This window comes from Ferruginibacter yonginensis, from assembly GCF_042651465.1.
Taxonomy (GTDB): Bacteria; Bacteroidota; Bacteroidia; order Chitinophagales; family Chitinophagaceae; genus Ferruginibacter; species Ferruginibacter yonginensis.
Genome location: NZ_JBHSCZ010000005.1, coordinates 74,073 through 86,189, shown reverse-complemented (window position 1 = coordinate 86,189; position 12,117 = coordinate 74,073). Strand labels below are relative to the sequence as shown.

17 protein-coding genes are annotated in these 12,117 nt (G+C 34.2%); 4 read left to right on the top strand and 13 right to left on the bottom strand.

The window, feature by feature from the left end; translation table 11 throughout:
- Window positions 1-14: 14 nt before the first annotated feature.
- A complete protein-coding gene (gene rnhA / locus ACFOWM_RS13610) occupies window positions 15-485 on the top strand; it encodes a ribonuclease HI (RefSeq protein ID WP_379711082.1) in 471 nt (156 codons plus the stop codon).
- A 59-nt stretch (window positions 486-544) separates the two neighbouring features.
- Here rnhA and ACFOWM_RS13605 read toward each other — a convergent pair whose 3' ends face one another.
- Window positions 545-1,096 (bottom strand): DUF6580 family putative transport protein, encoded by a 552-nt coding sequence (locus tag ACFOWM_RS13605; RefSeq protein ID WP_379711080.1) that lies wholly within the window; start codon window positions 1,094-1,096, stop codon window positions 545-547.
- A gap of 60 nt (window positions 1,097-1,156) precedes the next feature.
- Here ACFOWM_RS13605 and ACFOWM_RS13600 point away from each other — a divergent pair, with 60 nt between their 5' ends.
- Complete coding sequence (locus ACFOWM_RS13600) at window positions 1,157-1,513, top strand: YraN family protein (protein ID WP_379711078.1); 357 nt, start codon at window positions 1,157-1,159, stop codon at window positions 1,511-1,513.
- Here the strand turns inward: ACFOWM_RS13600 and ACFOWM_RS13595 are convergent.
- Window positions 1,504-2,019 carry a YkgJ family cysteine cluster protein gene (locus ACFOWM_RS13595; protein WP_379711076.1) on the bottom strand — a complete coding sequence of 172 codons (516 nt, stop codon included), beginning with the start codon at window positions 2,017-2,019 and terminating at the stop codon, window positions 1,504-1,506. The genes ACFOWM_RS13600 and ACFOWM_RS13595 overlap by 10 nt on opposite strands.
- Window positions 2,020-2,108: 89 nt before the next feature.
- On the opposite strand from ACFOWM_RS13595, the gene xerD reads away from it, so the two are divergent.
- Complete coding sequence (gene xerD, locus ACFOWM_RS13590) at window positions 2,109-3,008, top strand: site-specific tyrosine recombinase XerD (RefSeq protein ID WP_379711074.1); 900 nt, start codon at window positions 2,109-2,111, stop codon at window positions 3,006-3,008.
- A 2-nt stretch (window positions 3,009-3,010) separates the two neighbouring features.
- On the opposite strand, the gene ACFOWM_RS13585 is transcribed toward xerD, so the two are convergent.
- Both ACFOWM_RS13585 and ACFOWM_RS13580 read right to left on the bottom strand, forming a co-directional pair.
- Window positions 3,011-3,802, bottom strand: a complete 792-nt coding sequence (locus tag ACFOWM_RS13585) for a polyprenol monophosphomannose synthase (protein WP_379711072.1) — start codon at window positions 3,800-3,802, stop codon at window positions 3,011-3,013.
- Between the two features lie 77 nt (window positions 3,803-3,879).
- Window positions 3,880-4,647, bottom strand: coding sequence for an exonuclease domain-containing protein (locus tag ACFOWM_RS13580; protein WP_379711070.1), 768 nt, complete (start codon window positions 4,645-4,647; stop codon window positions 3,880-3,882).
- A 368-nt stretch (window positions 4,648-5,015) separates the two neighbouring features.
- Here ACFOWM_RS13580 and ytxJ point away from each other — a divergent pair, with 368 nt between their 5' ends.
- Window positions 5,016-5,348 (top strand): bacillithiol system redox-active protein YtxJ, encoded by a 333-nt coding sequence (gene ytxJ / locus ACFOWM_RS13575; protein ID WP_379711068.1) that lies wholly within the window; start codon window positions 5,016-5,018, stop codon window positions 5,346-5,348.
- Between the two features lie 234 nt (window positions 5,349-5,582).
- Here the strand turns inward: ytxJ and ACFOWM_RS13570 are convergent, their stop codons facing one another.
- The 9 genes from ACFOWM_RS13570 to ACFOWM_RS13530 form a co-directional block, all read right to left on the bottom strand.
- Window positions 5,583-6,083, bottom strand: a complete 501-nt coding sequence (locus ACFOWM_RS13570) for a DUF6691 family protein (RefSeq protein ID WP_379711066.1) — start codon at window positions 6,081-6,083, stop codon at window positions 5,583-5,585.
- A gap of 8 nt (window positions 6,084-6,091) precedes the next feature.
- On the bottom strand, window positions 6,092-6,661 hold the full coding sequence (locus ACFOWM_RS13565) for a YeeE/YedE family protein (RefSeq protein WP_379711064.1): 570 nt from the start codon (window positions 6,659-6,661) through the stop codon (window positions 6,092-6,094).
- A gap of 174 nt (window positions 6,662-6,835) precedes the next feature.
- Window positions 6,836-7,366, bottom strand: coding sequence for a rhodanese-like domain-containing protein (locus tag ACFOWM_RS13560; protein ID WP_379711062.1), 531 nt, complete (start codon window positions 7,364-7,366; stop codon window positions 6,836-6,838).
- A gap of 21 nt (window positions 7,367-7,387) precedes the next feature.
- Window positions 7,388-7,831: a DUF983 domain-containing protein gene (locus ACFOWM_RS13555; protein WP_379711060.1), complete on the bottom strand. Its 444-nt coding sequence runs from the start codon at window positions 7,829-7,831 to the stop codon at window positions 7,388-7,390.
- A gap of 157 nt (window positions 7,832-7,988) precedes the next feature.
- Window positions 7,989-9,185 carry a DUF3570 domain-containing protein gene (locus ACFOWM_RS13550; RefSeq protein WP_379711058.1) on the bottom strand — a complete coding sequence of 399 codons (1,197 nt, stop codon included), beginning with the start codon at window positions 9,183-9,185 and terminating at the stop codon, window positions 7,989-7,991.
- Window positions 9,186-9,211: 26 nt separating this feature from the next.
- Window positions 9,212-9,430: a DUF4266 domain-containing protein gene (locus ACFOWM_RS13545; protein ID WP_379711056.1), complete on the bottom strand. Its 219-nt coding sequence runs from the start codon at window positions 9,428-9,430 to the stop codon at window positions 9,212-9,214.
- Between the two features lie 5 nt (window positions 9,431-9,435).
- Window positions 9,436-10,386: an FAD:protein FMN transferase gene (locus tag ACFOWM_RS13540; RefSeq protein WP_379711054.1), complete on the bottom strand. Its 951-nt coding sequence runs from the start codon at window positions 10,384-10,386 to the stop codon at window positions 9,436-9,438.
- Complete coding sequence (locus ACFOWM_RS13535) at window positions 10,376-10,813, bottom strand: thioredoxin family protein (protein WP_379711052.1); 438 nt, start codon at window positions 10,811-10,813, stop codon at window positions 10,376-10,378. Before ACFOWM_RS13535 ends, ACFOWM_RS13540 begins: the two co-directional genes overlap by 11 nt.
- Window positions 10,814-10,980: 167 nt before the next feature.
- Window positions 10,981-12,111, bottom strand: coding sequence for an efflux RND transporter periplasmic adaptor subunit (locus tag ACFOWM_RS13530; protein ID WP_379711050.1), 1,131 nt, complete (start codon window positions 12,109-12,111; stop codon window positions 10,981-10,983).
- Between the last annotated feature and the right edge of the window lie 6 nt (window positions 12,112-12,117).

Genomic DNA, 12,117 nt, shown 5'->3' with positions numbered 1-12,117 from the left:
TTGAGAAAGGTTGCATGAGTAAAATATTATTATATACAGATGGTGCTGCTAGGGGCAACCCAGGGCCAGGTGGTTATGGGGTATTGTTGTTGTACGGACCACACCAAAAAGAATTATCTCAGGGCTTTAGGTATACCACCAACAACCGAATGGAATTATGGGCCATTATTGCTGGTTTACAAAGCATCACCAAAAAAGATATACCAGTACATATTTTTTCTGATAGTCAGTATGTGGTGAACGCTATTAACAAAGGTTGGCTCAACACCTGGATAAAAACCAATTTTAAAGGCGGTAAAAAAAATGCTGATTTATGGAAACAGTATTACGTACTAGCACAACAGTTTAACATCACTATACATTGGGTAAAAGGCCATGCAGATAACCCATATAACAATCGTTGCGATATATTGGCTACCACCGCTGCAGATGGTAAACAATTATTGATTGATAAAGTGTACGAAGAAGAAAACCAAATAGCTTAAATAACAAACAAAAAAGCCAACAATAATTGTTGGCTTTTTTAATAATATGAGTGGAGGGCTTAAGCAGCTTTTTTAACCAAAGTAGTTTTTGCCATAAGTACATAAGCACCAAAAAATACAGCTGCATAACATGCTGTTGCAAACAAACTCGTTTTTAAGAAAGGTAAGCCAGCAATCATATTTTCTACATAACCAGCAACTGTTTGTGGGTACATTTTATACACCGGGTTGCTAATAAAAAAGTTGGCCGTGTTTGATAATAAATAAAAACCTACACATGAACCCAAAACATAGCTCACCACAGTTGTGATATTTATTTTTTGTAAGTAACTTCCACAATAAGTAATACCAATTAATAAAGCATAGTTTACTAATTGCGACCAGCCATAAAACCCTGGTGCAATATTACATACCTCAAACAAAACATCTGATAAAAAAATGGCTGCAATGGGTATTAACAATGAAAAACGCTTATCGCTGATAACAGCACCGCCAAAAATAGACATTGCAATTAGTGGAGAAAAACTCACAGGGTATAACACTACTCTCGATAACGCTGCCGCAACAATCATGATAATGGCCACCGCTATAACTTTATTATTTTGTTTCATTTTTTTGTAAACTTTGATGCGAAAATAAAGAATAATTTGCTGATTGTATAACTAGAAATTATGGCTACCCACAATGAAACCGGAAAAACAGGCGAAAACCTTGCTGCTGCTTGGTTTACAAGCAACGGCTACAACATCATTCACCAAAACTGGCGTTATAAAAATTTAGAAGTAGATATTATTGCCCACCGCAACAACTGTTTACATTTTATTGAAATTAAAGCGACTACTACCCTAAAATTTGGGCATCCTGAAACGAAAGTAACACCCAAAAAAATAAAACACCTTATTGATGCTTCTGAAGCTTATTTGTACCAATACCCTCAATGGCAGCGCATTCAATTTGATGTGTTGGCCATCACCATCTTACCCAACAGCAACCCACAATATTTTTATATTGAAGATGTTTATTTGTGAAGCGTTAATGTAGCTACTCGATCTTTTAATTTTTGAACCATTAAAAATGTAGCCGGACAGTAATCTAAGTTTTGTTTGTGTACATGAGCATATTCTTCAAACTTCTTTTTTGATAAATGTGGAAACCCAGCACAATCCGCCGGACGAACTTCGTATATACTGCACATGTTGGTTTGTTTATTTAAAAACTGGCAAGGCTGTTTTACATTAACCCAATCGTTATTTTTATCTTTCAACAACCACTGTTCTTTAAATGCATCAACAGTTTGGTTAAAATGTGCTGCAATACGCTTTAAATCTTTTGCAGTAAAAGTAGGTGTCATTTTTTTACAACAATTGGCACATGAGGTACAATCAACTTGCTGCCATACTTCTGCCGCCACAATGGGCGTTAATTGATCAATTTTTGGCGCAGGTGTTTTTTCCATCTTATTTAGAAAGCTACGGTATGTTTTGCGATGGATGGCTAATTTTCTTTTAAACGAACGTAAATTTACAGCAAGCATATGTTTGATTGAAAGTTGAAATTGTTGCAGCAACGAAAATAATGTTTAATAGTATTGAAAAACCAAGTTTTTAAAAAACAAACAAAGCAATGTGGGTAGGTTATAAAAAAGGTTATAAAGCATGGCTGCAATTAGAGAAATCGTTGCAAGAAAATTCTGTTATGGCCTACCTACATGATGTGAATTTACTTACAACTTTTTTACAACAACAGCACCACAACAGCTCCCCCGAACAAATTACTTTACAACATTTAGAAGCTTTCACTAAATGGATACATGGGCTGGGCATCAGCAATACATCACAAGCCAGAATAACATCTGGCATTAAAAGTTTTTTTAAATATTGCTTGATTGAAGATATTATTAAAATTGACCCTTCTGCATTATTAGAAGCACCAAAGAGCAGCCGTAAATTACCCGACACTTTATCATTTGAAGAAATTGAACGCATTATTGGTGCTATTGATTTAAGTAAACCAGAAGGCGAACGTAACAGAGCCATGCTTGAAACCCTTTACAGTTGCGGCTTACGTGTTAGTGAACTCATCAATTTAAAAATTAGTTGTTTGTATTTAAACGAAGGTTTTATAAGGGTAATTGGTAAAGGCGATAAAGAACGATTGATACCTATTGGTAGTGATGCTATCAAATACATTAACATATACCACAACCATGTACGTAATAAACAACCTATAAAATTAGGGCAAGAAGATATATTGTTTTTAAACAGAAGAGGTAAACAACTTACTAGGGTAATGGTATTTTTAATGTTGAAAGATTTGGCCATAAAAGCAGGCATTGCAAAAACAATTTCGCCACATACTTTCAGGCATTCATTTGCAACTCATTTAGTAGAAGGTGGCGCAGATTTAAGAGCCGTGCAAGAAATGTTAGGGCATGAAAGTATTACCACTACTGAAATTTATACCCACCTCGATAAAACTTTTTTGAGAACAACCTTGCAACAATTTCACCCAGCATTTAAATAATGCTAAAAGGTTTTGGCCGCTACATCATGTGGTTTAACTGCTTCAATATCTGCAACGTTTACTTTTACTTTATGGCGATAATTTTTAAATAAGCTTTGCCATTTTAATTGCAGTACGCCCAAAATACCTTCTTTTATTATGCCTTTATTCATTTTACTGGCACCGAGTTTTCTATCTTTAAAAGTAATGGGTACTTCTACAATATTGAAACCCAACTTCCATGCAGCAAATTTCATTTCAATTTGAAAAGCATAGCCCACAAAACTAATGGCATCTAAATTAATGGTGCTTAACACTTCAGCCGTATAGCAAACAAAGCCAGCAGTAGGGTCTTTAACGGGCATAAAAGTGATGATACGTGTATAAAGTGATGCTCCTTTTGATAAGGCGATTCTGTTCATTGGCCAGTTTTCAACAGCGCCATTTTTAATATACCTTGAGCCCACAGCTACAGCAGCACCATCAACACAAGCTTGTTGCAAACGAATTAAATCTGAAGGGTTATGAGAAAAATCAGCATCCATTTCGCAAATGAATTGATACCCATTTTTCAACGCCCATTTAAACCCATGTATATAAGCAGTACCTAAACCAAGCTTGCCTTTACGCTCTTCTAAAAATAGTTGATTGGGGTATTGGTTGAATAATGATTTTACAATTTGTGCTGTACCATCTGGTGAACCATCATCAATAATTAATATATGGAACGATGCATTTAATGCCATTACTGCGGCAATAATAGCTTCTATATTTTCACGTTCGTTGTATGTTGGTATAATAACTACTTTCTTCAAAAAAGAATATTAACTTTTAAGGGGATATTCAAAAATAATTAAATAATATAAAGTGTGTCGTTAAATATTGTAAAAACTTACTTTTTTAAAAGAGTCCTATTAAAAATTTCGGTGAGTTTCTTTTTGGTGTGCATAGCAAAGTCGCCCCTCATCATCCAATCATAATACTGTGGCTCTTTCCTCAACACATCTTCAACAGACATTCCTTTGTATTTACCAAAGTTAAACACTTCAACACCTTTATCGTTAAAACTAAACCTACGGGCATAGTCTACAATTTTTTCTTCGCCAATACAAGCTAAAATGCTATCTACAGAATTACCTAGCTTATCATATTTTTTTAGTTGTGCTTCTAATACCTCTATTGTGGCATTAATATCAGCCTCTGCACTATGAGCATCCACCAAAGTTTTATTGCAGAAAAATTCATACGCTGCAGATAAGGTACGTGGCTGCATGGTATAAAAAATATGCTGTACATCAACCATACGGCGATTGGTTAAATCTACCTCTAAGTCTGCCCTTAAAAACTCTTCCATCAACATAGGTATATCAAAACGGTTGCTGTTGTAGCCTCCAAAATCACAGTTATCTAAAAACTGTTTTACTTCGTTTGATATTTGTTTAAATGTTGGTGCATCTTTTACCATATCATCCGTAATACCATGTATTTCGCTTGATGATGCAGGTATGGGCATTTGTGGATTGATGAGCCTACGCTTGGTAATACGAGTACCATCAGTATTAATTTTTACGATGGCTAATTCAACAATACGATCGGTTGAAAGGTTAACGCCTGTGGTTTCTAAATCAATAAAAGCAATGGGACGGGTTAGTTGTAACATACTTGTTCGTGGTTAATGGTGTTGTTTATTGTTGCAATATACATATTTGGTGAAAACTTAAGTTACTGCTAATATTTAATTGTAATGATGTTTGGGTTAAATGTTTAATTTATATTTGTAATAATTGTTTCAATTTTACGTTAAAGGCCTATCATTGTTGATATTATACCATCACAAAGTGTTTTAAATACATTTTTGTAAAATAAATGAAATAGGCATATTGAACATTTAAAATTTAAAAAAATGAAAAAGATTGTTGTAACATCAATGTTGTTGTTTGCTTTAGGGGCAATTATAACGAGTTGTGGTAGTAGTAGAAAAACAGGCTGCCCTAATAACCAAGGAATTGTACATTAATAAAAAAAATTATGAACTGGATTGATTTGCATGATATTGCTGGGATAGAAACCATTAAACAAAAAAGTAACGAAAAGGCACAAGTTATTTTTAAACATAGTACACGTTGCTCCATTAGTAGTATGGCTAAAAGTAGGTTAGAAAGAGCCACAACACCTGATGGTATTGATTTTCATTATTTAGATTTAATTGCCCACCGTGATGTATCTGCAGCCATTGCTGATACGTTTGATGTACAACATGAATCGCCTCAAATATTAATTATTAAAAACGGTACTTGTATTTTTGATGAAAGCCATAATGCAATAGATATGGATGAAATTGTAGAACAAGCGACTGTTTAAACAAATATTTACTAAAAAAACAACCCGTTAGTTAAGTTACTAACGGGTTTTTAATTTTTACAAAAAATTAAAAATATGTTACATGATTACGCTCTACACTTAGGCTATCATTTGAATATATTTACCCAATACAATACTTAACAGCCTATGTTAATATGAATTGTTATTACAACTATTGTTTTTAATTATTTGAAAGTTTCGCTATCACCTTACACAAAAACGTATTGTTATTTTTTAATGCGGCAATGAATCTCTCCACAAACCATACACCCAAGTACCCAATAAAGCACTTAATAAAGTAACGATAATAACGGTGGCACCTGTACCAATTTGTGCGTATAATGGTCCCGGACAAGCTCCCGTTATAGCCCAACCCAAACCAAATATTAACCCACCATACACTTGTCCTTTATTGAATTTTTTATCATGAAAAACAATGGCTTCACCATCAATCGTTTTAATATTGAATTTTTTAATCAACCAAACCGAAAGCATACCCACCACTACAGCACTACCTATAACACCGAACATGTGAAAAGATTGTAATCGGAACATTTCTTGAATTCTAAACCAGCTAATCACTTCTGATTTCACAAAAACGATTCCGAATAAAAGTCCTACCAATAAATATTTAAGAAGATGATACCATTTTTGTGTGACAGTGCTTTCATTGATACAAATGCTATCGAGTGAACGTATTGCTGCATCAGATTGAGACGTTGTGTTTATTTGCATAAAATTTTTTAAAGTGATAATATAAAAGGTAACAGTAAATGAGTCATAATAAAGCCACCCAACATAAAGCAACAGGTAGCCACAAGCGATGGCCATTGCAAGGTAGATAAGCCCATAATGGCGTGCCCACTTGTACAGCCACCTGCGTAACGAGTACCAAAGCCCACTAAAAATCCACCTACAACCATCATTACAAAACCTCTCATGGTTAATAAAGCTGGCCAATTAAAAATTTGTGTAGGTACCAACCCTTTATAATCTGTAATGCCGTAATGCCATAATTCGTTGGCTAATGATGCATTTACAACCACTGGATTAGGATTGGCTAATAATTGAACAGCAATGATGCCTCCTATAAAAATACCCAACACAAAGAATAAATTCCAACTTTCTTTTTTCCAATCGTATTTAAAAAAGGGAATATTAGCTGGTACACATGCAGCGCATATATGCCGTAATGACGAACTAATACCAAATGATTTATTACCGATTATTAATAAGGTAGGCACTGTTAGTCCTATCAAAGGGCCAGCAACATACCATGGCCAAGGTTGTTTTATGTATTCAAAAACGTTCATTTTACATTTTTATATTCTTTACAAAAGCAACAACATCAATACAAAACATTTAATAAAATATTTTATACATTTTAATATGCCTATTGTTAACCAAAATTACTTTTTTTATAAGCTTATTAAATAAAATTGCCAATAGAAAGATTATCTATTGGCAATAAAAAATTATTTAAAAACCTAGTATACCTTTTCACCTTTTTTTAGCCATATGCCCCAGGTTTTGCTGTATGCATGTACTTTGTTGGTAGCAGCACCCGTAACATCAACAACCGTATGATTGGTGTTTTTCCATTCAAAAATGCCACCATATAAATTACTCACATTGGTAAAACCATTGTTCAATAACTGTTGCGTAATTTTTTCACTACGATAGCCTACGGAACAATATACAATGATAGGTGTATCTTTTTTAAAAGATGCTACCCTACTCAAGCTAAAATCATTGTAACCAACCCAAGTAGCATTTTTTATATGACTTACTTCAAACTCGTTTTTTTCTCGTGCATCGAGGTAAACAATATTTGTATTGCTCGTATCTATTTGCAATACGCCAACCTCTTTTACTTTGTGTGATAATAAAGTATGCAACACTGCATTGTACATTTTACTTTTCACCATTTGAGCCATTGTAGAAAAATATATAAAACCTGTAATAAGTAGTACCGAAGCAATTTTTACTAAAAAATACGAACGCTTTTTAATTTGCATATACTGAAACAATTAAACAAACTACGATAGTTTTTCCATTACCTCCATTTGCGACTCAATAACCCTTCCCGTATCAGCCGGTGGTTCATGCTGCCAATTTTTATTATAGCCTACAAAAAATGACAACCACACCCTTCTTGCTAAGCGCATTAACCAAGGTTGTAAAGCAATTAATAAAAATGCATTGAAGCCAAGCCAATAAAAAATTCGATTATCATATAATGACAAACCAACAATAACCCACCATGCAATAAATGAAGCTACTGATATGGCTACTGTTAATGCATAACTCACATAACTTGAGCCGTAATAAAAACCTACCTCAATTTCTGAACGTTGCATACAAGCCGGACAATGCTCATGCATACGCATGAACCCCTTGGTGTATGCTGATTTTGTTACAAACAAATTACCAGTTCTACAACGTGGGCATTTATTTGATAACATGGCAATTATGTAATTCATACAATTGATTTAGGTGAGAACAGAAAATAACAACATGCAAATTTAAAAATTAAAAACAGTAATGCTGATTATAATATTAATGAACCAAGTTTTAAATAGCTATTTAACAGAAAAATCCTAATATGAAAAGCAGTAATGAGCCTCCTTTGATATTTGCTTATTTGAATTTTAAATTTAGCGAAATGATATTGGCATTCATATCTATACTTTTTTGATAATGCCCGTAACGCAACTCAAGCATGCTGAAGTGCTGCAAACCAAAAACACCTGTTGGTGGTACTAAACGTATACCAGCACCATAAAAATTACTACTGAATTTTGATAAATCATAATTGCTAGTGTAATATTGATTAGCAGCCGTGTGTGTTTGGTAGGCGGCAAAATATTTTGATGCTGTTTGATTATAGTACCTGTAAAAAGGTGCTACCGATATAAATGGAGTAATTTTTATTGGTACTTCAATATTGGCAGTATTAGATTGAATGCCCCAATTATCAGTGTAATAACGGTAATACGTTCTAATGATAAATTTATCACTCAAAAAATAATTTGCCCTAAAACCGAGTGGAAATTTGGTACGTGCATCCGGCAATTTTTCTTGATGAACAGAACCATCTTTAAAATACACCCTGTAAAAAGGCAAACTTAAAAAACCGTTTTGAGTTACCGCATCAGCCAATAAAGCAAAGTGAAATTTTTGATTTACGATTTGTGCATATGATAATGAACCAGCAAAAGTATTACGAGCAGCAGTACCATAGTTATAATCATCACCACGACCACCACCTGCTGGTCGTAACTCAATAGGTGTAACCAACTTTACCTGGTCAAGATAGGTTTGCAACTTTGCAGAAAACTCACCATTTTTATTCTTAGTTTTTTTGGCGAATAATACATTTGCTCCAAATGATTGGTAATCAAATTCTGTAGATGATGATGCTCCAACGGTAAAGGTGGTTCCTTTATTTTCGTTTTCAACACTCCAACTTACAGAAGGGTAAAAACGAGTATCAGCATGCGATGCAGAAGAATTTACTTTTAAATCAACTCTATCTGATGATGCCGAGGTATAGTGATCAATACCAATTTCACCTGTAAAAGTTTGCTTACGAAACTTTTTATCATAACGGTAAAACTTAACATCAAACACATTGGCAATATCAGTTAATTTTTGTGAACCTATACCACCTGTTACGGCAGCATTATTACCATCTTGTTGATAATAACTGGATACTAAATTGGCTTCCTCAAATTTTAATTTACGGCTTTTATAGCCAGTACTATCTGCAATAGTTTGTGCTTGTGTATGTAACAAAGCAAAAACAGCTGCAGCAGTAAAAAGAATTTTTTTCATGTTACATTTTTATGCTTGTCATTATTTTAGTTACAGCCACAACCACCACCGCTTTTACCAGCATTAGCGCCAGAAGCTCCTTCACGATAGCCTTGAAAACTCAGTTCAGATTTTTCAATTTTTCGATTGCCTAATGTCATTTCGCCATCATTCAATTTATTTTTTTGATATTCTTTTACGGTGGTACATGACACCATCGCTGTAACCATCATAGTAGCAAAGCCAACCCATTTTTTTATTTGCATAATTGTTAGTTTAGGTGAATATTTTTTGATGTATAGATGTTGTTATCATCAGTAATAATGATACACTCCAAATGATGAATTTGGTTAATTAAATGTAAACCAGCATTAACGCCCATTATGGTAACAGGGGTTGCCAATGCATCGGCCAGTTCAGCATTTGGACTAATAATGGTTACGCTTTTGATTCCGTTAACTGGCAAACCAGTACGTGGGTTAATGGTATGGGAATATTTTTTACCATCAATTATTACAAACTTTTCATAATTACCCGATGTAGCAATAGCCATATTGCTTAGTTGCAAGTGCGACAAAGGCACATGTGGCATATCGGGGTTAGCAATACCGACCCTCCAAGGTTGTCCGTTAGCTTGAACACCCCATGTAGTTAAATCGCCTGATGCATTTACGATACCACTTGTTACACCGTTTTGTATTAATAATTGCTTGGCCATTTCAGCAGCATAGCCTTTACCAATGCCACCAAAACCAATTCGCATACCGGCTTCTTTTAAAAAAATGGTTTGTTGTTCTGCATCAACGATTACGTTTTTGTAATTGATTAATCGAACCATGGATGCTGCTGTTTTAGCATCTGGCAGGGCAGCCATTGTTTTATCAAAATTCCATAAGCTTTTATCAATAGAACCATAAGTGATATCAAAAGCACCATCTGTAAGCGCTGAAATTTTTAATGAACGTTGTACCAAGCCCAACATTTCGGCACTTACTTTTATAGGATGTTGGCCTGCAGCTTCGTTAATTTGGTTGGTTTCACTGGTTGCTTTAAATGTACTTAATAGGTTTTCTATTCTTTGAATTTCGGCAATGGCTTTTCGTATATTTTCATGTGCCCATTGTTCATCATCAGCCACAACGGTTATCTCAAAATGATTACCCATTAGTTTTTGAGCAAGTTTAAATTCTTGCAAACCAACCAACGTGTTATTAGTAGCCATCGCAAATAGTTTTTACAGTATGTGCAAATTGTGTAGCATTTTGATTGGGTATACCATCCCAAGTTTTAATGACTTTACCAGCAGGAGTAATTAAAACTGTGAAAGGAAATTTGCCTTGGGGATTATATTTTTCAGCCAACATTTCATTTTGCTGTACCACTGCAGCCGGTAATTGATGTTTTTTACTCCGAGGAAAATCTGCATTTACCATTACCAATGTAGTATCTGCCATGCTTAAGAAACCTGCATCAGCAAAAATTTCTTTATGCATTCTAATGCAGGGTACACACCAATCAGACCCAGAAAAATTCAATAAAATAAGTTGTTTTTTTTGTTGTGCAGTTTGTGTTGCCTTTACAAAATCTGGCTCCCATGTAGTGAATGAAAAGAGCAAAACAGCTACACAAACAGTTGTTAATAGCTTCATGGATTTTATATTTATAATTGAAAATTAAAAAACATACGAATGCTATTTCTTGTAAAGACATCACATCTTTATACAAAATTTAGATTGTAACATTAAACAGAATTAATGAGGTATTTGGTTAAACAAATGTTGTAGACGAATGTTTAACAATTAAAAAATGATACCCTTTACTCTTCGTCTTTATTTTTCAATTTCATTAATAGTGTATACGCCCCTTTGGTCACAATTTTTGATTGGCCAAAATCAGCTGCATTAGATATAGCAACAAAACCATTTTCTTTGATACCCAAGGTTACTGCTGTTAAAGTAAATTGCTGTGCACTATTGGCTACAAACACATAATTTTTTCCTTCAAAATTTACAACTGCTTCTTCTGGCAAAGCATTGTTTACATTCGTTGCTACCTCAATAGCAGCATTCATATACATGCCTGGCATGAGCGTCTTATCGTATTTTTCGAAATGACAATGTACTTCTGTAATGCCCTCATTGGTGATATCTTTACTAATTAAAATAATTTCACAATCGTATAAAACGTTGGGGTTATTGTTAGCATAGGCTTTTAATTTTTGCCCAATAGCCAACTGTGCAATATCTTTTTCGTAAATTTTTAAATTGAGGTGTATATCAGTAGGATCAATCAATTCAAATAAAACATCAGCAGGGTTTACATATTTACCAATATTAACATTTACCTTACTTACATAGCCATTAATAGCACTGTAAATATTGATACTGTTGCTAATACTTGTGGCGGTTACATTAGCAGGATTAATATTGATCAACCTTAATTTTTCTGACAAAGCATTCATTGCAATTTGTTGCATACTTACTTCTGCCTGTGCTTGTTGCGTTACTTTATCGCTACTAGCTTGGTTTTCATTTAACGCTTTTTGTCGGTTATACTCTAGCTGTGCAAAATGTAATTTTGATTTTGCAACGAGGTAATCTTGTTGCAGTTGTACATACTGAGGATCTTGCATGGTAGCAATAACTTCACCCTTGCTCACATGCATACCAGGCAATAGTTTGGTTGTTTTTAAATAGCCACCTAGCGGAGCTGAAACGGAAACCATATTTTGTGGAGGCACATCAATTTTACCATTTACATTAACCACAGTGGCAATATTTTTTGAACTGAAAGTACCCATTTCAATTTGAGCATTTTTGAGTTGTGCAGGCGTTAGTGTTACCACATTTTCTGGTGCTGCTGGCTCCATAGTATCGGGAGCTGATTGTTTATTGCTACATGCATTTATTAGTAATGCTAAGCCTAAAATAATATATAATGATTTCATTTTATT

Bases quoted from the DNA above. Each gene is read 5' to 3' on its own strand.
- rnhA (WP_379711082.1), top strand. From the start codon at position 15: ATGAGTAAAATATTATTATATACAGATGGTGCTGCTAGGGGCAACCCA.
- ACFOWM_RS13605 (WP_379711080.1), bottom strand. From the start codon at position 1,096: ATGAAACAAAATAATAAAGTTATAGCGGTGGCCATTATCATGATTGTT.
- ACFOWM_RS13600 (WP_379711078.1), top strand. From the start codon at position 1,157: ATGGCTACCCACAATGAAACCGGAAAAACAGGCGAAAACCTTGCTGCT.
- ACFOWM_RS13595 (WP_379711076.1), bottom strand. From the start codon at position 2,019: ATGCTTGCTGTAAATTTACGTTCGTTTAAAAGAAAATTAGCCATCCAT.
- xerD (WP_379711074.1), top strand. From the start codon at position 2,109: ATGTGGGTAGGTTATAAAAAAGGTTATAAAGCATGGCTGCAATTAGAG.
- ACFOWM_RS13580 (WP_379711070.1), bottom strand. From the start codon at position 4,647: ATGTTACAACTAACCCGTCCCATTGCTTTTATTGATTTAGAAACCACA.
- ytxJ (WP_379711068.1), top strand. From the start codon at position 5,016: ATGAACTGGATTGATTTGCATGATATTGCTGGGATAGAAACCATTAAA.
- ACFOWM_RS13570 (WP_379711066.1), bottom strand. From the start codon at position 6,083: ATGCAAATAAACACAACGTCTCAATCTGATGCAGCAATACGTTCACTC.
- ACFOWM_RS13565 (WP_379711064.1), bottom strand. From the start codon at position 6,661: ATGAACGTTTTTGAATACATAAAACAACCTTGGCCATGGTATGTTGCT.
- ACFOWM_RS13560 (WP_379711062.1), bottom strand. From the start codon at position 7,366: ATGCAAATTAAAAAGCGTTCGTATTTTTTAGTAAAAATTGCTTCGGTA.
- ACFOWM_RS13555 (WP_379711060.1), bottom strand. From the start codon at position 7,831: ATGAATTACATAATTGCCATGTTATCAAATAAATGCCCACGTTGTAGA.
- ACFOWM_RS13550 (WP_379711058.1), bottom strand. From the start codon at position 9,185: ATGAAAAAAATTCTTTTTACTGCTGCAGCTGTTTTTGCTTTGTTACAT.
- ACFOWM_RS13545 (WP_379711056.1), bottom strand. From the start codon at position 9,430: ATGCAAATAAAAAAATGGGTTGGCTTTGCTACTATGATGGTTACAGCG.
- ACFOWM_RS13540 (WP_379711054.1), bottom strand. From the start codon at position 10,386: ATGGCTACTAATAACACGTTGGTTGGTTTGCAAGAATTTAAACTTGCT.
- ACFOWM_RS13535 (WP_379711052.1), bottom strand. From the start codon at position 10,813: ATGAAGCTATTAACAACTGTTTGTGTAGCTGTTTTGCTCTTTTCATTC.
- ACFOWM_RS13530 (WP_379711050.1), bottom strand. From the start codon at position 12,111: ATGAAATCATTATATATTATTTTAGGCTTAGCATTACTAATAAATGCA.